Source organism: Sandaracinaceae bacterium (genome assembly GCA_020633055.1).
Classification (GTDB): domain Bacteria; phylum Myxococcota_A; class Polyangia; order Polyangiales; family Houyiibacteriaceae; genus JADJJE01.
This window is the reverse complement of record JACKEJ010000012.1, coordinates 279627-298976: the sequence shown is the minus strand read 5'-3', so window position 1 is coordinate 298976 and position 19350 is coordinate 279627. Positions and strand designations below refer to the sequence as shown.

The window sequence follows — 19350 nt, the reverse complement described above, 5'->3', positions numbered from 1 at the left end:
CACACGTGGTAGATTGGCGCGGTGATGTCCGAGCTGCTCGCGCGCGCCCCCGATCTCGACCGCACCGTCGACGGAAGCCGCATGCTCCTGTGGCTGCGGAGCGATCTCGTCGTGTCGCGTATCGAGGGGCACTTCTCGCGCGCCCTGGCCGAGGCCCTGGTGGAACACAGCGAGCCCCTCATCCGGCGCAGCGGTGCGTTCGTCGGCCTGCACGACTGGACCGAGATGCCGTCCTTCGACATCCTGGTTCCGCCCCGCCTGGCCGCCTGGACCATCGGGCTCTTGCCCCACATCGCGCGCATCGTCATCGCCACGGGCCACCCCCTCGTGTCCATGGCCGTGCGCACCACGAACCTGACCATCAAGCGCATCGAACACCTCGATTCGCGCGAAGCGTGGCTCGACGTGGTACGCCGCGCGACATGAGCGCCACCCGTCGCCAGCGCGCCACGCTGCGCATCGTCGCCGTCAACGACGTGTACTCGCTGGAGGAGCTGCCGCGACTCGCGACCCTGATCGCGGAGGTGCGCGGCACGGCCCCTTGCGACGCGTTGCTGGTCACGCTCGCGGGGGACTTCCTGGCGCCCAGCCTGCTCTCGAGCTTGGACCAGGGCCGCGGCATGGTGGACTGCCTCAACGCGCTGGGGGTCACTCACGTGACCCTCGGAAACCACGAGGACGACCTCGACACGGAGGCGCTCCTTGCGAGGCTGGACGAGCTGAAGGCGCGGGTGGTGCTCAGCAACGCCCTGTCGTTCGCCGGGCGTCACATCCCGCACGACGTCGTCTCCGTCGGAGTCTTCCGAGTCGGCGTCCTGGGCGCGGTCGATGGAGACGCGTCGCTCTACCGGCGCCCACCCTTCGGCGGCGCCACGCTCGAGGAACCCAATGACGCCATCGTACGGCAGGCCTCGCAGTTGCGCGCCGACGGATGCGACGCCGTCATCGCGCTGACGCACCAGTGGCTCGCCGACGACCGCGCCCTCGCTGCGACCCGCGCCGTGGACCTGATCCTCGGCGGCCACGAGCACGAGGGCTACCTGGAGCGCGGTGAGGACACGCCCGTGGCGAAAGCCCAGGCCGACGCGGTCACGGCCGTGGTCGCCAGCATCACGCTGCACGCTGGGGCGGATCGCCCCTCGGTGCGCGTGGAGGTGGAGAGTCGGGCGGTCGATGACTACCCGGAGGACCCCAGCGTGCGCCGCCGCGTCGACGGCCACCTGGCCCAGGTCCACGCACTCGAGGCACGCACGCTGCTGACGCTCCCCCCGGGGACGGAGCTCTCGTCGGCGGGGTCGCGGCTGCAGCAGACGTCGATGGGCACGCTGGTGTCGTCGCGCCTGCGCGACGCGCTGGGCGCCGAGGTGGGCATCTTCAACGGCGGCGGGCTCCGCGGCACCGAGCCCCGACGAAAGCGGCTCACGTTCGCGGACTTCTGCGAGGAGCTCCCGTTCGACAACGAGGCCGTCGTCGCCGTGCTCCCAGGGAGCGTCATCCACGATGCGGTCCGCTTCGCCCGCACGGAGCGACGCGGGACGGGGGGCTTCCTGCAGGTCGACGATCGCAGCGAGGTCGACCCCCAGCACCACGTCGTTCGCCTCGCGAACGCACCGCTGGAGCCGCGTCGTCCATACCGTGTCGCCATCGTGCGCGACCTCATGACGGGCTCGGACAGCATCACCCCGTTGGTCGACTACTGGCGGGCTCACCCCGGCGCCGTGCCACCCGCGACCACGGGCCAAGACGTCAAGGTGGCGTTGCTGGGCACGTTCACGTCAGGTCGTCCAGGCGCAGATTCGTGCTAAGACCGCCCCGCTTCTGCACGCCAAAGGACAGCCCCGATGGGACGCATCTTCGAAACCCGCAAACACACCATGTTCGCCCGCTGGGACCGCATGGCCAAGGCCTTCACCCGCTGCGGCCGCGAGATCGGCATCGCCGTCAAGCAGGGTGGTGAGCACCCCGAGACCAACCCCGCCCTGCGCCGCGCCATCCAGAACGCCCGGGCGGTCAACATGCCCAAGGACCGCATCGAGAGCGCCATCAAGAAGGCGCTGGGCAACGACGCGGCCGACTACCAGGAGCTCATCTACGAGGGCTACGCTCCGCACGGCGTGGCGGTCATGGCCGTGTCCGCCACGGACAACCCCACCCGCACCATCGCGAACGTACGGGTGCGCTTCAACAAGGGCAACGGCAGCATCGGCACGCAAGGAAGCGTGGCCTTCGGCTTCACGCGCATGGGCGTCTTCCGCCTGGACGCCGCAGCACTGACGAAGGCCAAGATCGACCTGGAAGAGCTCGAGATGGAGCTCATCGACGCTGGCCTGGACGAGATGGGCGAGGCCGAGGGCGAGAAGGGCGAGCCGCAGATCCTCATCCGCTGCCCACTCCAGGACTTCGGGCGCATGCAAGAGGCCCTCGAGGCGCGCTCCATCACGCCCGTCTCCACCGCGTCCGAGTTCATCCCGACCACGCTGGTAGAGCTCGACGACGAGCGCGCGGCGGAGGTGATGAAGCTGATCGACCTCCTCGAGCAGGATGACGACATCCAGCAGGTCTTCCACAACCTCGCGTGACGACGGGGGATGGCGGTCCGACGCTCCGTCCGCCGCATCCCCGAGTTGCGGTTCGCGTCGAGCGACCGCTACCCTCGCCGCCGTGACGACCACCTCCCCCGCAACGCTGGCGCGTGAGCTGTACCGCGCTGGCCGCTGGGCCGACGCAGCGCGGGTCGCGCGGGTCGCGGCGCAACGCGACCCCTCCTTTGCGGAGGACGGCGCGGTCATCGTGGGCCTGTGCAGACTACGCGAGGGCCGCGCCGAGGAGGCGCGGGCGGCCCTCGAGTACGCCCTGTCGCGCAACCCGCGGTCCTCCACGCTGAGACTCGCGTTCGCCGAGGCGGCGCTGGCCAGCGGGGACGACGAGGCGTGTGCGTCTGCCCTGGACGGACTCACAGCCGACACGGCCGACGCCGAAGAGCTGCGCGCGGCGCTGCGAAGGACCCGCCGCGAGCTGCCCGTGAAGAACGCCATGGCGGGGCTCGCGCCCGGTCGACGGCTGGCGACACCCCAGTGGGAGGAGGGCGTGATGCTGCTCCTACGAGCGGGTCTCGCCGAGGACGCGGCCGAGCTGGTTGCGCGTCGGCCCGCTGGCGCGGCCGCGCCCTTGGCGAGGCTCCTCGCGGCGCGGACGGCGACGGCACGCGCGGACCGTGAAGCGCTCCCGCTGTGGCGGAGCGCGGTGGCGGACGACGTGGCGCACGCGGCGGAGGCGGTCGACGCTGCGTTGGCGCTGGACGCGTTCGAAGACGCGAAGGAACTCGCACGACGCGCCCATGAAGCCCTCGGGGACTCTCTCGCGCTCGGTCGCTTGGCCCTCTACGGCGGGCGCTTCGACGAAGCGCGGCGGCAGCTGCTGGACGCCCTGCCCTCCGGCGAGCGCCGTTCTCTGCTCGCGGCCCTCGAGCTCGCGAGCGGAAACCCCGCGCGCGCGCGCGAGCTTCTCGAGGCGAGCGCGCGCGCGCCGGCCGACGAGCTGATGTACGTGGAGACCCTACGCCGCCTCGGCGACATCGCCGGCGCCGAGGCGCACCTGAACGGGCTCCCTCCGACGGTGACCAACCGCGTCGCAGCAGCTCCCCTCTGCCGGATGGCGCTGACCTCGGCACGCGACGTGCAGCACAAGGAGACCAGCGACGTACTCACGACGCTCCGCCGCGACTTCCCGGATCTCGCACCGCTCGAAGACCATGTCGCGTTCGCGCATGGGGCGCTCGACGCGCTGAGCGGAAACTGGTCTCCCCGCGCCACGCGACGGACCGCGCAGGGTGAGGTTCGCGCGCAAGCCGTGACCCCGCCGCTCCGGGCCCGCCTTGCGGCACTGCGCGAGGGCCTGAGCGGGCTCCCGTTCGAGGCCATCATGGCCCAACACGACGCGCTCGACGCACGCGAGGGGCCACACCCACTCGTCGCGACCTACGGCGCCGAGCTCCTCCTGTGGCGCGGCGAGTACGAACGGGCCGCCGAGTGGATAGCGCGCGCCCTCGCGCGCGACCAGCTGACGCGCTGGGCCTACGTTGGTCGGGCCATCCTGGAAAACGCGACGGATCGGCCGACGGAAGCCCTCGCGACCCTCGCGCATCAGCGTCAGCTGATGCCTCCCCTCCCCAACAGCTTGGCGTGTACGGCCGAGGCGTACCTGCGGCTCGGCGACGGTCCTCGCGCCCAGCGCGCGTACGAGCAGGCCACCGACGCGCACCCGACGCGCACCAGCGCGTACGTCGGGCTGGCGGGCGCGCTCACGCTCCAGGAACGCGACCCGGCCTGGGCGCTGCAGCGGGTCCGCGCAATCAGCCCGGTCTTCTATTCTCAGTGGATGCGAGAGGCTCCGGGGGACGACGTGCTGGCCGCCGTGCACCACGCGCTCCACATGATGCGCGGCAACCGGGGGTCCGGGCTGATCACCTGGTACACGGCCGACGGCGCCTTTCACGGCGACAACGCAACGCCGAGTGCCTGATGGGAGCGAGCCTGCTACGCTCTCCCCGTGATGCACTCGGGGCGTCCGCACACGCGGGCTGAGAAGCACCCGTCGAACCTGATCCGGCTCATCCCGGCGGAGGGAAGTGCTCATGACCCCGCCACCGTGGTCCCCTCTGCCCCTTGCTCCTCCGAGCGCAGTGAGGTCGCCCATGTCGCAGTCCAGCTCCCCTGATCTTTCGCTCCCGCTCCGGGGCGCGCACAACCCCTCCAGCACCGGCGCCGGGACCACCCCGGGCTCGTTCGCCAACGCGCCGCAGGTGGGCTCTGCCCTGACCTACTCGTCCCCGGACACGCCGGGCATGCCCCCGCCCAGCGACAAGACCGCCTGGGACTTCATGCCCGCGGACTGGACACAGGTGGACGGGCGCTGGACACCGCCCGCGGGCTTCGAGCCGCGCACCCAGCTGGAGTTCGCGCGCCTGGGGCAGATCACGCCCGAGATGAAGCGCGTGGCCGAGCGGGAGCGGCACCTCACGGCCGAGCAGGTGCGCGACGAAGTCGCGGCTGGGCGCATGATCATCCCGGCCAACCGCGTGCACCTGCAGCACAACCTGGACCCCATGGCCATCGGGCGCGCCAGCCTCACCAAGGTCAACGCGAACATGGGCGCCTCGCCCGTGTCCTCTGGCACGGAGGACGAGGTCGAGAAGCTGCGCTGGGCCGAGCGCTGGGGTGCGGACACCGTCATGGACCTGTCCACCGGCGGCGACCTGGACGCCACGCGCGCCGCGATCCTGAGCGCCTCGAAGGTGCCCATCGGCACCGTGCCCATCTACAGCATGATCATCGGGCGCAAGATCGAGGACCTCACGCTGGACGTGATCCTCGACACGTTGCGGCATCAGGCGCAGCAGGGCGTGGACTACTTCACCATCCACGCGGGCGTCGCGCGGGCCCACCTGCCGCTCATCCGCGACCGACTGATCGGCATCGTCTCGCGCGGAGGCTCGCTGCTGGCCAAGTGGATGCTGACGCACCGGGCCGAGAACCCGATGTACACGCACTTCGAGGCCATCTGCGACATCATGCGGGAGTACGACGTGTCGTTCTCGCTGGGCGACGGCCTGCGCCCCGGCGGCCTGGCCGACGCGACAGACGCCGCGCAGCTGGGCGAGCTGCAGCGCCTCGGCGAGCTGACCGAGCGGGCTTGGCGCAAGGGCGTGCAGGTGATGGTGGAGGGCCCCGGGCACGTCCCGTTCGACCAGATCGAGTACAACATGAAGCTCCAGCGGCGCCTGTGTCACGGCGCGCCGTTCTACGTGCTGGGGCCCCTCGTGACCGACGTCTTCCCCGGCTACGACCACATCACCAGCGCCATCGGCGCGACGGCCGCCGGCTTCCACGGGGCCAGCATGCTCTGCTACGTCACGCCGAAGGAGCACCTGGGCCTGCCCAAGCAGGAGGACGTGAAGCAGGGGTGCATCGCCTACAAGATCGCGGCCCACGCGTCGGACGTGGCGCTGGGCATCCCCGGCGCGCGCGACTGGGACGACGACCTCACGCGCGCCCGCGCCGCGCTCAACTGGGAGAAGCACTTCGACTTGGCCTTCGACGGCGAGTTCGCGCGCGCGCTCCACGACGAAGACCTGAGCGTGGACACCGACTTCTGCGCGATGTGCGGGCACGACTGGTGCTCGGTGCGCATCAGCAAGGAGATCGTGGAGTTCGGCAGCGGCAAGGACCCGGGCTTCGTGCGCGAGCGCGTGGCCAAGAGCCCCGGGCTCACGCCGCAGCAGCAGGCCACGCTGGAGCAGCGCGGCTACCTGTCCCCCGACGAGATCCATCAGCTGGCCGCGCAGACCAAGGGCGCTGTGGGTCGTGGTGGGGACAAGGCCGACTGCCACTCGGACTACGTGGACCCGGACGCAGCAAAGCGGCTCCAGGCCGAAAAGCTGGTACAAGTGGGCCGCAAGCCTGGCACCAGCGCCACCCCCTCGGCGTGAGCTCGTGCCCCTAGACTGTTCTTGAAGCGCTCAAGGAGACTCTCGATGAAGAAGTTCGTAATCGCGATGGCCGCCATGGCCCTGATGCTCGGTGGATGTGGTGGTGGTGGCGAAAGCAGCGGCGAAGGCTCGTCCGGCGGCGAGCACGTGGCCAGCTACGAAGGCGCGGTGACGTCGACGGATGTCTCGGGTGGCCAGCAGGCCTACACGGACTTCTGCTCGGGCTGTCACCAGGACGGCAACGGCGGCGACGGCGCGGCCCCGGCCGTGCACGGCATCGGCTGGACAGCCGCCCACATGCGCCAGCAGGTGCGCGAGGGCGAGGGCCGCATGCCCGCGTTCAACGCCGACGTCCTCTCGGACGAGCAGCTCGAGGCGCTGATGGCGTACCTGGTCTCGACCGGCGGCGTCACGAACTGAGGCGCTCCACGCGGCAGCTCGGCGAAGGTCGGATCGGGAGCCGGGGACCGTCACGTCAGTCGGGGCGGTCCCGAATCCCGCTCGAATACGGCGATGGGGGGCACCAGGCTGAAGCCAGGTGCCCCGGGACTGCAGCGTGACCTGTAAGTCCGCCCCACAGAGGGGGCGGACTACTTCGTCGAAGGCCATGGAAGGCGGGAAACGCTCCCATGACACGCGGCAGGCACGTGGATTCGACCGCAGGATCACGTTGGGGGCCGCGGCGGCGAACGCGATGGCCCGGCCGACCCGTCGAGCCCCAGACGCCCTGCACGAACGCGGAAGCCGACCACAGCGTAGTCCGCTCCCGCAGAGGAGCGGACTTTCGGAGCGCACTGCGGCTCTGGGGCACCTGGCTTCAGCCTGGTGCCCCCAAGATCATCGGCCTGACCGGTACAACCGGGCGCGGGCAAGGTGGAGAGGGAAGCTCCCAGCGCGTCGCCCGTACCTTCCCCGCATGAACGAGCGTCAGATGGAAGGGCTGAAGGCGGCCGGTGGCGGAGTCTTCCTGTGCCTGCTGGGTGTGTTCATCTACTGGTACCTGTGGGACTTCGAGAACAGCACGGACACGACCCGCAGCGTCCATAGCCTGGTCGCGATGCTCTACAACCTCGGCGGGAAGCCGCTGGCGTCAGCACCGTTCGTGATCCTCGGCATCCTCGGCATGGGCAAGGGCGCCTATCACTTGGCCACGCCGGGCAAGTCGTAGTTGCCAACTCGGCCGGCGCTGTGCCCGTCGGCCCGCCGCAGTCCACGCCGTCTTCGTCCCCGCTCCGTGTCCCGTCCGTGCGACGACCTCTCCACGCGCGGCGTGGCTACGTCGACGGAGCGTGGCCGGTCATGAGCGCGTTGACACGCTGGAGCCCGCGGCGGAACGCGGCCTCCGTGTCCGCGTCCCAGCGCTCGCCAAGCACGTCGTGGAGCGCCCTGACGATGGCCTCCGAGAACCACATGTACATCTCGTCGGGCACGCCGTAGGCCTCTCGGTGCCGATGGCCCATCGCGGCTACGTGCCCCGGGGTCCACGGCTCGTGGTCAAGCAGGTCGAGCACCGAAGTCAGCGTCTCGCCGAACATCTCCGCCTGACGCTCCTCGCCGTAGCGGCCGAACAGCTCCTCTGCCTCGGGGTGGTCGCGGAACAGGGTGGCGTAGACGCGGCGCACGAGCTCCGGCTCGCGATCGGCCACTTTCTCCAGGCTCGCTCGCAGCAGCGACGCGTCGTCGGTCGGAGCGAGCGCCCCTCCGGCTCCGGACGCGTTCATCGCGGAGCCGCGGCACGACCGGAGCGTGCCTGCATCGTGGGTGGGCGGTGGCCCCACTCGGTCCACACCGCGTGCGTCTCGGGCTGCCAGTCCGACGTGATGGTGCGCCCTCCCCAGCCCAGCTCCACCTCGAACCCCGAGGGGGTCTCGGCGTAGAACGAGATCATCTTGTCGTTGGGGTGCTGCCCCAGCGTCTGCACGACGCGCACACCATGGTCCACCACGCGGTCGAGCGCGCGGCCCAGGTCCCGCAGGTCGTTCAGCTGCAGCATGAAGTGGTGCAGGTGCTTGGGCAGCCCCGCGCCCAACGCGATGGAGTGGTGCCGCTCGTTGAAGTGCAGGAACGTGATGCGCACCTCGGCGCCGCCGATGCGCGTGATGATGCGGTCGCTGAGGCGCCCGCCGAGCACCAAGCAAAAGAAGCGCTCGGACTCCTGCATGTCGCGCGCGCGCAGCGCGAGGTGGCCGAGCCCCTGCGCGCCCGCCACGAAGCCCCCGGGGACGAGCGGGTTCGCGAAGGGCCCGGGGGCGTCTGAGGGTCTCACGTACAGCTCACAACGCGCGCCGCCCGGCTCCTCGAAGCGGACCAGGCGGAGCACCCCGCGGGCCGCAGCCTCCTCCTCGCTGCCGGCCTCGGGGCAGGCCCCTGCGGCCAGCAGGCGCTCGCGCAGCTCGTCCAACGCGGCGTCGTCCGCCACCTCGAAGCCGAGCACGTCGAGGTCGTCCGCCGTGGCCTCTTCGTCGTCCCGCGCCGGGCGCACGAACAAGCGCTGCTCCTGAGCGTCGTGGCGCACGGAGAAGCCGCCATCGGGGAAGCGCCGCGCCAGCTGAAGGCCGAGCACCTGGGTGGCGAAGTGCTCCCACGCCGCGATGTCCCGCACCACGAAGCCCATGTACCCGAGCTGCTCGACCTCGGCCATCAGAGGAAGAAGTCCGTGTTGGCCGCGCCCAGCATCACCGCGCCGAAGTTCTGCGCGGGCTTGTGCGGGTTGTTGACGTAGTGCGCCTCGGCCGCGTGCATGTCGTTGAAGTAGCGCAGCAGCGGGTTGGTCTCGTAGATGGCGCTCCCACCCGCCGCACGGAACAGGCTGTCGATGGCGGCCACGCACTTGGGCCCCACGCGCGACGTCTCGTAGCGCCACTGCACGCGCTTCTCGAGCGGGATCTTCTCGCCCGTGACCGCGTAGTCCATCATGTCCTGCAGCTGGTCGTAGAACACCAAGCGCAGCTCCTTCAGCGTCGCCGCCGCCTCGGCCACCGCCAGCTGCGCCGCCGGGTTCTCCGCCACGCGCCCCCCGGTGCTGCGCGCCACGCGGTCCTTCTGCAGCGCGACGAACTCGCGCAGCGCTCCGTCGAGCATCCCGATGCCGCCCGACGCGACCGCGCGCACGAACATCTGCCCGAAGGGGATGCGGAACAGCGGCGCGGTGTTCTCGGCGTGCCCCGGGCTCTTCTGCCGGAAGCCGTCGCCGAAGGTGTGGGTGCGGTGCTCGGGCACGAACTGCTCGCGCACCACCACGCTCTTGCTGCCCGTGCCCTGCAGCCCGGACACGTGCCAGTCGTCCTTCACCTCGAAGTCCGTCTTGGGCACCAGGAACGTGCGCAGATCCTGCATGTTCGGCGTGCCGTCGTCGTTGGGCGCGAAGGCGCCGAGCATGGCCCAGTCGCAGTGGTCGACGCCGCTGCTGAAGCCCCACTCGCCGCTGAGCGTGAAGCCCCCGGGAACCCGCGTGACGCGACCGACGGGCATGTAGGAGCTCGAGATGAGCACGGAGGAGTCCTCGCCCCACACGTCGCGCTGGGCCTGGTCCGGGAACAAAGCCAGCTGCCAGCTGTGAACCGACACCACGCCGAGCACCCAGGCCGACGAGGGGCACGCGCTGGCCACGATGCGCGCGACGTCGAAGAAGATCTCGGGATGTACCTCGCTGCCGCCCCAGCGCTTGGGCTGCAGGGCGCGGAAGAAGCCCGCCGCCTGCATGTCGTCGATGGTCGCCTTGGGCACCCGACGTCCCTCTCGCGCCTCGGGCACGCGGGCCAGCAGGTCTGGCACCAGCGCCTCGGCGCGCGCCACCAGCGTCCTGCGCAGCGCCTCGTCCGGGAGCGCTGCGGCCACGGCGAGTCCGGGGCTCATGGCGTCACCCCCGCGGGCGCGTAGAACTGCGCGTACCACTTGCGCAGCTTGTGGAAGGGCCCGTCGCCCTCGCAGAGCACGGGGTTCTCGACGTAGCGCTTCTCCATCCAGATATCGATGTCCTCCTGGAAGCCCTTGCTCATGTTCTCCACGTAGCCCTTCTGGAAAGCCTCGGTCTGGCGCGCGTCCTTGCCGCGCTTGAGCATCACCGCGAAGCGCAGGTCCATCGAGCCGGTGTCCACCATGGTGTTGGCGTTGATCAGGCGCGCCTCCATGAAGCCGTCCCAACGCGAGATCTGGAAGCCCGGCCCGTAGTACGTGGCCTCGATGTGGTACTTGTCCACGCCGCCACCGATGGGGTACGCCACGCCCGAGTTGATCTGCTTGGCCATGTGCCCGGTGAACTCGTTCTCGAACTTCTCCACCTGGGTGCGGTGCACGGGGCTGAAGTGCCCGACGTCCACGACGTTCTCCACCAGCTCGTGCGGGTGCGTGTGGACGCGCAGCTTGGCGTGCACCCACGGCATCCACTCGTCGTCGTCGCACTCGGGGAGCACCGGCACATCGAACTGTGGCGCGCCGCCCTGTGGGTCGTGCCACATGAAGATGATGTTGTTGACCTCCTTGCACGGCGTGGTCTCCACCAGCGCCTTGCCCGGGATGCGCGGGCTGTAGGGGATGTGGTTGCAGCGTCCGTCCGGCCCGAAGCGCCAAGCGTGGAACGGGCACACCAGCGAGTCGCCGTTGACCTTGCCCCGCGCCAGGCTGCCGCCCAGGTGCGGACAGTACGCGTCCATGATGCGCGGGACGCCGTCGTCCCCGCGGTACAGCGCGTACTTCTTGCCGAAGTAGTTGAGCGTCTGCACGTCGCCCACCTTCAGCTCGTCCGAGAAGGACACCACGAACCACCCGCGTGGGTAGCCCTTGAACGAGTTCTGCCGTGCCTCTGCGTTGTTGCCCATCGTCCCGCTCCCTTCAGGCGTTGTAGGCCTCGGCCGTGAGGTTCATGCCGTCGAAGGTGCCGGCGGGGAAGAACTGCCGCAGCCACTTGCGGAAGAGCGGGATGGGGCCGTCGCCCTCGCACAACATGGGCGGGTGCACGAAGACCTTGTTCTCCCAGACGGGGATGTCCTGCTCGAGCTGCCGCGACACCTCCGCGATGAACGCCTTGCCCACGCCCTTGTCGAGCGCCGCGCCCAGTGACTTCTTCACCATGAAGCAGAAGCGCACGTGGACGTAGTCCTTGTCCTTGGGCGTGACCGACGTGACCAAGAGCGTCTCGACGATGCCCTTGAAGCGGATGGTGTTGAAGCCGAAGCCGTACGACGTGGACTCGATGCTGCCCGCGACGGCGCCCTGCTTGGTGCCCATGCCCGCCTTGCTGGTGACGCGCATGATGTGCCCGTCGACGCTGGCCTCGCTCTCGGGGTAGTCCAGCGTGCCGTGCAGGTACTGGAAGTGCGCCACGTCCACCTGGTTCTCGGCCATGTCCAGGCTGTGGGTCTTGATGTCCCACTCACGCACCTCGAAGTCGGTCCACTCGTCCGAGCCGATCTCGGGGATCACCGGCACCTCCCACTCGGGCGCGCTGCCTTCGATGTCGTTCCAGGCGAGGATCATCCCGTTGCGCTCCACCACGGTCCACGGGCGCACGCGCGCCTTGGGCGGGATGCGGTCCGCGTACGGGATCTTCGTGCAGGTGCCGGTGCCGTCGAACTGCCACGCGTGGAAGGGGCACTTGACGGTGTTCTCGACGACCTTGCCCCCATGGCCGAGGTGCGCGCCCATGTGCGGGCAGAAGGCTCCCAGCAACGCGGGCTGCCCGTCTTCCCCTCGGAACAGCACGAGGTCCTTCTCGAAGGCCTTCACGGGGAGGACCTGACCGGGGCCGAGCTCGCGGCTCAGAGCGACGGCAAACCAGCCCTTGGGGCTGGAGGTGAAGGGGAAACGGGACTCGCTCATGGTGACTCTCCTGGGGGCCGGCCGCGGCGGGCGGCGAACTAGAACGTGTTTCAGTTTGAGTCCCGTTTGCACGCTGCGTGCCAGGCCGCGATCAGCCTCCTGTGTGTAGCTGTCGCGGGTGGATGGCGCCGATGACGCGCAGGTCTCGCGTGGCGACGGGCACCTGGCGCAAGCGCTGCGCGAGCCCGGCGCGCGACACGAGAATCGTGACCGAGATCAAGACGCGAGCACGAAATGGCCCCACAATGCGCGCATGATCGCCGAGACACCCGAAGTGGATGGGCCCCGGACGGGCAACGCCCTGGTCCGCGCCAGCCGCGAGTTCGCCCAGGAAGACGTGGCCCGCAGCACGCGCGCCACCCTCAGCACCCTCGTCATCATCGTGTTCCTGTGGCTCGGCCACGCGCTCGCGCCGCTCTGGCTCGCGCCCCTGACCGGCGTGATTCTCGGGCTCACGCTGGTGCGCGGCTTCGTGCTGTTCCACGACTACGAGCACGGCGCCATCCTGCGCGGGGAGGCGTGGGCCAAGCCCGTCTACGACGCGCTCGGGCTCGTGCTCCTCACGCCTCCGAAGGTGTGGCGGGACACGCACAACTACCACCACGCCCACAACGCGAAGCTGGTGGGCTCCCACATCGGGTCCTACCCCACCCTGAGCGTCGCCATCTGGAGCAAGCTGAGCCCCAAGGAGCAACGCGCCTACGCGCTGGCACGCAACGGCTTCACCATCCTGTTCGCGTACGTGACCGTCTTCATCATCGGCATGAACATCTCGCCGCTGCGCCGTGACCCCAAGAAGAACCGCTCGGCGTGGGCGGCCCTGGCCCTGCACGTCGCGCTGGCCGCGCTGGCCTTCGGGCTCGGCGGCGTCGAAGGCCTGCTCGTGGGCTTCCTGCTGCCGCTCAACGTGGCGTTCGTGACCGGCGCCTACCTGTTCTACGCGCAGCACAACTTCGAGGACGTGAAGCTGCGCGGCCGCCACGAGTGGGAGTTCACGCGCGCGGCGCTGGAGTCGTCCAGCTACATGCCCATGGGTCCCGCCATGCGCTGGTTCACCGCGAACATCGGCTACCACCACGTGCACCACCTGAACTCGCGCATCCCCTTCTATCGGCTGCCCGAGGCCATGGCGGCCATCCCCGAGCTGCAGCACCCGGGCGAGACGCGGCTGCGCCCTCGCGACATCCTCGCGTGCCTGGCGCTCAAGCTGTGGGATGCAGACGCGCAGCAGATGGTGCCGTTCCCGACGCCGATGCGCGCGGCATCGGGCGCAGGGCCCGACACACCGTCTCCCGCCGCAGCCCCGTGATCTGCGCCAGCACGCCGAGCGACGCCCACGACGGCCGGGTCCCCCCCAACATGCGCAACGTGTGCTGCAGCCGCTCCCGAGCGCCCGACACGGCGCGCAAGGTGGACCACTCGGCCACGCGGTCGCCCGTGCGCTCGTAGACCGCGAGCGTCGGCGCGACCGAGGCGGGGTCCCGAGCGAGCGCGTCGTGGAGCACATCGCGCGGCACCACGCACAGCTTCACGTCGGTCATGGCGCGGCACTCGTCGGCCCAGCCCTCGTCGGCGCGGCGCTGTGCGAAGGCCTCCCCGGCCGTGACCACGTCGAACACCAGCGGTGAGGCGTCGGGCAAGAGCCGCGCACGGACGACGGTGCCGCTCGCCACGAACGTGAGCGCACCCGGCTCGTCGACCAACGGCGGCAGGAGCCTACCTTTGTCGCCGTGCGCTCGAACGAGTGGACAGCGTGCGCAGTCGTGCGCCGTCAGGGTGGGCAGGGTGTCGCGTGCAGGGCAGCCATGAGTGCGGGACATGCGCACGCCCGTTGCGAATACGGTGCCACCTCGCGACGCGCCCCGTGCGCGACACGCGCTCGGCGCGTGTGGCCCGCGACACGCAAGCGCTGCGCCCTCCGTTGCTTGGGACGCAGTCAGTGCGTCGTCGGCACCGCGGACACCCGCACAAGTGCGGCAAACCACGCTGGCACGAGTCGTGCGTTCGGCCGAACGACTGAAACACGTTCTAGTTTTGTGGAGGCAGCCTCGATGAGTCTCAGCTACGCGTTCGATCCCGACTTCCGAGCCATCCCCGGGAGCAGCTCGCCTCTCGAGCTCCGGGAGATGATCCAGAACCCTTTCCGGTTCTTGGAGCAGCGCTACACGCAGCATGGGCCCATCTTTCGCTCCTCGGTCGCCTACCCGTGTGTGTGGATGATCGGGCCCGAGGCCAACCGCACCATCATGGTGACCGAACGCGACAAGTTCTCCTACGAGGGGGGCTACGGCAAGCTCGCGTTCGCGCGCCTCTTCCCGCGCAACATCCTGCTGATGGACGGCGACGTGCACGCCCGCACGCGGGCGATCCTGGAGCCGGCGGTGTCGCGCCTGGGGCTCGAGGAGTCCATCGGCCCGGTGCAAGAGATCTGGGACGCGCACGCGGCTTCGCTCGGTGGTCAGGAGCCCGCCGACGTGTACACGGTGGCCCAGCGCGCCACCTACGAGGTGTCCGCGCGCGTGCTCGCCGGGCTCCGTGACAGCGACGAGATCGAGGAGCTGCGCCCCTACTTCGAGTCGGTCATCGCGGGCGCCATGGCGCACACGCAGCTGCGCTTCCCCGGGGGCACCCTCGACCGCGCCATGAAGGCGCGCGACGTGCTGAACGCGCGCTTGATGCCGTACGTGAAGCGCGCGCGTGTGTCGTCGGAGCGCTACGGCGTGCTCGGTCTGCTGACCGAGTACCGCGACGCGAACGGGCGTCCCTTGCCTGACCACGAGGTGCTGAACCAGGTGCTCTTGCTGTACTGGGCGGGCTACGACACGACGGCCTCGGCCGGGTCGTGGGTGCTGCACTACCTGGCGCATCAGGCCGAGTGGCAGCGACGCCTGCGCGAAGAGGTGTTCGAGGTGCTGGGTGACGAGCCCTACCAGCTGACGGGCAGCAGCAAGCTGCGCCAGGTGAGCTGGTTCCTGCGGGAGATCGAGCGCTGCGGGCCGAGCCTGTTCATGTTCCCGCGCGCCGCCTCGGCGGACTTCGAGTTCCATGGGCACCGCGTCCCCGCGGGCACCCCGGTGTTCTACAGCCCCTGGATGAGCCACCGCTGCCCCACGTCGTTCCCGCAGCCGCACACGTTCGACCCGGGGCGCTGGGACCCGGAGCGCGGCGCGGACCAGGCCAAGGGCAAGTACATGGTGGGCTTCGGGGGCGGGCCCCGTCTGTGCCTCGGGCGCAGCTTTGCTCAGATGCAGCTGCGCATCATGGTCACCACGCTGGTGCGCCGGTATCACATCGAGCCCGACGCGACGACGGAGTTCCACGTGATGGGCCTCCCCGTGCACCACCCGGTGGACTCGCGGGTGCGCTTCCGAGAGTTGATGGCTCACCAGCTCCCGGCGTCGCGGGCGGCGCAGTGGGTGGCCGAATAGGCCCCGTGCCTGCGCGCGCAGCGGGCTACACGTAGCGCGCGTCCAGCAGCTCGGTGAGGGCGATGCGCGCGCTCTCGGGGTCGTACCCACTGGCCTCGAGCTGTCCCCACGCGCGCTCTGCCGCCAGCGCGTCGGCCGGCTCGAGGCGTGCGCCCTCGCCGCTGATGAACGCCACCATGGACCGCCCCACCCGCGCGATCTGCGCCCGGTGAGACTCGAAGTAGGCGGCCTCCAGCTTGGCCAGCTGGCGCGGGAAGAGCGCGCGGTAGTCCACCGTCTGCGGCAGGGCCGCCATGCGGTCGGGCTGATCGATGGCCCACGCAGCGAGACCGCCGAGCACGGTGGCGCGGAACTCGTCGGGGTCCGTGACCTCGAGCGTGGACTCGACGGACCTCAGCAGCTCGTGGTCCGGCTCCTCGAAGGCTTGGGTGACGGGGTTGAGCCAGCGCTCGCCCTTCACGGCGTGCGAGACCTGCGTGACGTAGCGGGCGAAGAGGTCCATGTAGCGCTCCTCGGCCACCAGCCCCGTGGCGGTGCGCAGCTCGAGGTCCACCCGATCGAGCCAGCGCTCACGCACCACCTCGACGAACGCGCGCGCGTCGTGGTAGCCGGCGTCCACATCGAGCCGGAGGAAGTCGTAGTCCCCTTCGGCGCAGAGCGTCTCGAGGCGCGCCAGCACCGCCGGCGGCGCGAGACACGTGGCGCGCGCGTCGGCGGCGACCTCGAGCAGCACACTGCGGATCTCGCGCGCGGACGCCCCGAGCAGCCCCTCGGACGTCCCGACGAGCGACTCCGCATAAACCGCCGACAACCCGCTGCGCAGCGCGAGCTGCTCGTCGTGCTCGAGGCGCTCCGGCACCGTCCCGTCCGCATAGAGCTCCGCCTTCTCGAGCGGTGTGAGCGTGCGCGCGATCGCCCCGAGCGCGCCGTCCTCGTAGGCCTGCGCGACGGGGCGGCGCAGCCGGGTGAGCACCGCCCAGAGCGCCGCGACGAACGTGGTGTGAGGCGCCACGCGCACGCTCACGTTGGGCGCGATCTGCGTGTCGTAGATGGCCTGCTCCTGGCGGTAGTCGCGCAGATAGGGCACGACGATGGGCAGCATGCGTCCACGGAAGGAGCCGTAGTCGTGGTGCTCGCGGAAGGCGGCGAGGTGGAACTCGTTGCTGCTCGCCACGAGCAGGGCGTTCATGGTCATCGTGGAGAAGCTGAGCGGCACCGTTCCCTCCTCGATGGCGAGCAGCAGATACCGCCACGCGTCGAGGGGCCGCTTCAGCAGGTCGCTGAACTCCACGATGCCGCCCGCGCCGTCCACGAGCGGACCGTAGCTCTCGAACAGCGTGAGCGCCGACAGCGACGCTGGCAGCGAAGACAGGGAGCGGTCAGCGGTGATCTGCCGCTCGCTCGCGTCGACGGAGTGCGCGGGTCCGATGGTGACCGCTCCCGAGCGGTAGCGGCGGCTGATGTCGAAGCGCTCGACCTGCACGTGGGACAGCACGCGACGCAAGTCCCCGCGGTAGTCGGTGAGCAACGCCTCGAAGATCTGGCGGTTCTTGTGGCTGAGCTCGCCCGTGGCCAAGAACGCTGGCACCTTGGCGCTGCCGGGCAGCACGCGCGCGAGCAGCTCACGCCGCTCGGCGCGGGGCAGCAGCAGCAGCGGGTGGTCCTTGAGCTCGCTGGTGAGCTTCACCGCAATGCGCGACTCTGGCAGGAGCGCAAACGACTCGAGCTCGCTCCTTGCGCCGCCAGCCGCCGAGAAACCGATCCCGGACTGGTCGGGTGACTTGGGAAAGACCCACGCGAAGCGGTACAGGGCGCCCTCCGCAGCGCGTGAGTACGCCTCGAGGCCGCGCATGAGGCACGCGACGAACGTGGACTTGGCGCTGCCGTTGGGGCCGTGCAGCATGACCATGCGGTTCACGCGCCCCTCGCGAATGAACCCCTCCAGTGCGCGCCGGAAGCTCTCCTGGAGCTCCTCGTGCCCGATCAGTCGCTCGCGGTCGTCGTGGCGGGAGCCCGTGGTCGGCGCCGTATCTCCGCCGAAGTCGAGATCGAACAAGCGGTAACGGTGCGTGAGCCCCGTCGGTCGCGCCACCTCGTAGCGACCGAAGTGGTCGAGGGCATCTCGCGCGTAGGTGGCAGCGTCGCGAACGGCACGCGACGGCTCCCGGGCGACCAAGTCGAGGTACGCGTCGAAGCTGAGCACGCGGCGTTCCCGTTCGAAGCGGTCACGCGTTCGCGCGTAGGTCTGCTCGAGCAGCGCCTCGATCTCCGCAGCGCGCTCGCCCACACGCACCTCGTCGTCGCTCACTGCACCGCCAGCGCGAGGGTGAGGGTGCGCTCTTCCGGCACGCAATTGCTGGGATTGCACATCGCGAACTGCACGCGCGCCTGCACCTCCTTCGCACCCGCTGCGCCCGGCGTGAAGGGCACTTCGAAGCGCACGCGCTCCTCTCCGAACTCGGCGGCCTGGGCCCGCTCCAACCGCGCGGTGGGGAACGAGACCCCCTCGCCCTCGACCTGCACGACGGTGGGGTACTCCATGTTCACGTGCCAGCCCTCGCGACCGGTGAGCTCGATCGCGAAGGAGCCGAGCTGCCCCGCGGTGTACGACTCCGCCGTGGAGGACACCAAGGCGAAGCTGGACCCAGTCGCGGTGGGACCCCCGGGCTCCGCGGGCGCCGTCGTCTCCGCGTGGGTTCCGTGGCCGGCCCCAGCCGCGTTGGGCGGCGGTTCCGTGGGCGCTGGCGCGTCGTCGCCGCACGCGGCGAGAGCCATGAAGGGGAGGGACACGAAGACGAGGGGGAGACCGAGTCGGGTCGGCCGGCGGCGAGCGAGGGTACGTGCTGACATCGTTCGCACTATAGCGCGCGAGCAAGGGAACGCGGGTATCTCCCCGTGGGGCTGATATGCTCCTGCCGGTGCGAGTACCCGAGCAATGCGTTCCCGACCGACGCCAGGCGCGGTCCTCTGCGGCGGCTGCCCTGCTCGTCGTGCTCTCGCTCACGGTCGGGTGCGGAGCCGCGCGCCGGCCCTGCGTCAGCGACGCTTGCGCCGACGGGACGGTCTGCGATCTGGACGGGACCTGCCGCGCGCTCCCCGATCCCGCGCAGGCATCGACGTTCTCGGAGGCCGACGCCTTGTACGCGCTCGGCTACACGAACCCGACGCGGCGAGCGCGGGACCGAGCGGCGTCGGACAGGCTCACCCTCGGCGGCGCACCCGCCGGCGTGGTGAACCTCGTCTTCGCCGTGCCGACCTACCGGCGCGCGATCGTCGAGGCCGTCCTGGTGCTTTTCCCGTATCCCAACGGGCGTACCGCCACGGCGCCCGGCACGCTGAGCGTTCACCGCGTGCGCGCCAGGGAGGTGCTCGACCCGCGGCGACGGACGCCCCTCCTGCCAATCGGTCGACGCTTGGCCGCCCGATTGGAGCAGCCCTCTGCGGCCCAGCCCGTCCGCTTGGACGTGACACGCGCCGTGCGGGCGACCAGCGGCGCGCGCTTGGGACTACAGGTCCGCATGACGCGCGGGGGCGGTGACGCGCCGTGGCTGCTGGCCAGCCCGGACACCCTCGACGAGGCTCGTCGGCCGCGCGTCGAGCTGCTGCTGCGCTGAACCG

Annotated in this window: 18 protein-coding genes and 1 riboswitch; of the genes, 10 read left to right on the top strand and 8 right to left on the bottom strand. The window is 70.3% G+C overall.

Annotated features, from left to right (window positions below):
- Positions 1 to 24: 24 nt before the first annotated feature.
- The 7 genes from H6726_27625 (at position 25) to H6726_27595 (ending at position 7655) form a co-directional block, all read left to right on the top strand.
- Positions 25 to 426: a hypothetical protein gene (locus H6726_27625; protein ID MCB9661448.1), complete on the top strand. Its 402-nt coding sequence runs from the start codon at positions 25 to 27 to the stop codon at positions 424 to 426.
- Complete coding sequence (locus H6726_27620) at positions 423 to 1805, top strand: 5'-nucleotidase C-terminal domain-containing protein (protein MCB9661447.1); 1383 nt, start codon at positions 423 to 425, stop codon at positions 1803 to 1805. Before H6726_27625 ends, H6726_27620 begins: the two co-directional genes overlap by 4 nt.
- Positions 1806 to 1841: 36 nt before the next feature.
- Positions 1842 to 2579 (top strand): YebC/PmpR family DNA-binding transcriptional regulator, encoded by a 738-nt coding sequence (locus tag H6726_27615; GenBank protein ID MCB9661446.1) that lies wholly within the window; start codon positions 1842 to 1844, stop codon positions 2577 to 2579.
- Positions 2580 to 2661: 82 nt separating this feature from the next.
- Complete coding sequence (locus H6726_27610) at positions 2662 to 4521, top strand: tetratricopeptide repeat protein (protein MCB9661445.1); 1860 nt, start codon at positions 2662 to 2664, stop codon at positions 4519 to 4521.
- A gap of 27 nt (positions 4522 to 4548) precedes the next feature.
- Positions 4549 to 4643, top strand: a riboswitch (TPP riboswitch).
- Positions 4644 to 4693: 50 nt separating this feature from the next.
- Positions 4694 to 6487, top strand: a complete 1794-nt coding sequence (thiC, locus tag H6726_27605; protein ID MCB9661444.1) for a phosphomethylpyrimidine synthase ThiC — start codon at positions 4694 to 4696, stop codon at positions 6485 to 6487.
- Between the two features lie 45 nt (positions 6488 to 6532).
- On the top strand, positions 6533 to 6907 hold the full coding sequence (locus H6726_27600; protein MCB9661443.1) for a cytochrome c: 375 nt from the start codon (positions 6533 to 6535) through the stop codon (positions 6905 to 6907).
- A gap of 496 nt (positions 6908 to 7403) precedes the next feature.
- A complete protein-coding gene (locus H6726_27595) occupies positions 7404 to 7655 on the top strand; it encodes a hypothetical protein (protein MCB9661442.1) in 252 nt (83 codons plus the stop codon).
- Positions 7656 to 7761: 106 nt separating this feature from the next.
- Here H6726_27595 and H6726_27590 read toward each other — a convergent pair whose 3' ends face one another.
- Genes H6726_27590 through H6726_27570 form a run of 5 tightly spaced genes read right to left on the bottom strand, consistent with a single transcriptional unit; the run spans position 7762 to position 12304 of the window.
- Positions 7762 to 8208 (bottom strand): globin, encoded by a 447-nt coding sequence (locus H6726_27590; protein MCB9661441.1) that lies wholly within the window; start codon positions 8206 to 8208, stop codon positions 7762 to 7764.
- Positions 8205 to 9128 (bottom strand): VOC family protein, encoded by a 924-nt coding sequence (locus H6726_27585; GenBank protein MCB9661440.1) that lies wholly within the window; start codon positions 9126 to 9128, stop codon positions 8205 to 8207. Before H6726_27585 ends, H6726_27590 begins: the two co-directional genes overlap by 4 nt.
- Positions 9128 to 10342, bottom strand: coding sequence for a flavin-dependent monooxygenase (locus H6726_27580; protein ID MCB9661439.1), 1215 nt, complete (start codon positions 10340 to 10342; stop codon positions 9128 to 9130). Before H6726_27580 ends, H6726_27585 begins: the two co-directional genes overlap by 1 nt.
- On the bottom strand, positions 10339 to 11304 hold the full coding sequence (locus tag H6726_27575; GenBank protein ID MCB9661438.1) for a Rieske 2Fe-2S domain-containing protein: 966 nt from the start codon (positions 11302 to 11304) through the stop codon (positions 10339 to 10341). The genes H6726_27580 and H6726_27575 overlap by 4 nt, the downstream gene beginning before the upstream one ends.
- A 13-nt stretch (positions 11305 to 11317) precedes the next feature.
- Positions 11318 to 12304 (bottom strand): Rieske 2Fe-2S domain-containing protein, encoded by a 987-nt coding sequence (locus H6726_27570; GenBank protein MCB9661437.1) that lies wholly within the window; start codon positions 12302 to 12304, stop codon positions 11318 to 11320.
- 253 nt (positions 12305 to 12557) lie between these two features.
- On the opposite strand from H6726_27570, the gene H6726_27565 reads away from it, so the two are divergent.
- A complete protein-coding gene (locus H6726_27565; GenBank protein ID MCB9661436.1) occupies positions 12558 to 13613 on the top strand; it encodes a fatty acid desaturase in 1056 nt (351 codons plus the stop codon).
- On the opposite strand, the gene H6726_27560 is transcribed toward H6726_27565, so the two are convergent.
- Positions 13507 to 14124 (bottom strand): Crp/Fnr family transcriptional regulator, encoded by a 618-nt coding sequence (locus H6726_27560; protein ID MCB9661435.1) that lies wholly within the window; start codon positions 14122 to 14124, stop codon positions 13507 to 13509. The two genes, H6726_27565 and H6726_27560, sit on opposite strands and share 107 nt — an antisense overlap.
- 231 nt (positions 14125 to 14355) lie before the next feature.
- Here H6726_27560 and H6726_27555 point away from each other — a divergent pair, with 231 nt between their 5' ends.
- Positions 14356 to 15732: a cytochrome P450 gene (locus H6726_27555; GenBank protein ID MCB9661434.1), complete on the top strand. Its 1377-nt coding sequence runs from the start codon at positions 14356 to 14358 to the stop codon at positions 15730 to 15732.
- Positions 15733 to 15757: 25 nt separating this feature from the next.
- Here H6726_27555 and H6726_27550 read toward each other — a convergent pair whose 3' ends face one another.
- Complete coding sequence (locus H6726_27550; protein ID MCB9661433.1) at positions 15758 to 18040, bottom strand: serine protein kinase PrkA; 2283 nt, start codon at positions 18038 to 18040, stop codon at positions 15758 to 15760.
- Positions 18037 to 18582 carry a hypothetical protein gene (locus H6726_27545; protein ID MCB9661432.1) on the bottom strand — a complete coding sequence of 182 codons (546 nt, stop codon included), beginning with the start codon at positions 18580 to 18582 and terminating at the stop codon, positions 18037 to 18039. The genes H6726_27550 and H6726_27545 overlap by 4 nt, the downstream gene beginning before the upstream one ends.
- Before the next feature lie 68 nt (positions 18583 to 18650).
- On the opposite strand from H6726_27545, the gene H6726_27540 reads away from it, so the two are divergent.
- Positions 18651 to 19346, top strand: coding sequence for a hypothetical protein (locus H6726_27540; GenBank protein ID MCB9661431.1), 696 nt, complete (start codon positions 18651 to 18653; stop codon positions 19344 to 19346).
- Positions 19347 to 19350 lie beyond the last annotated feature (4 nt).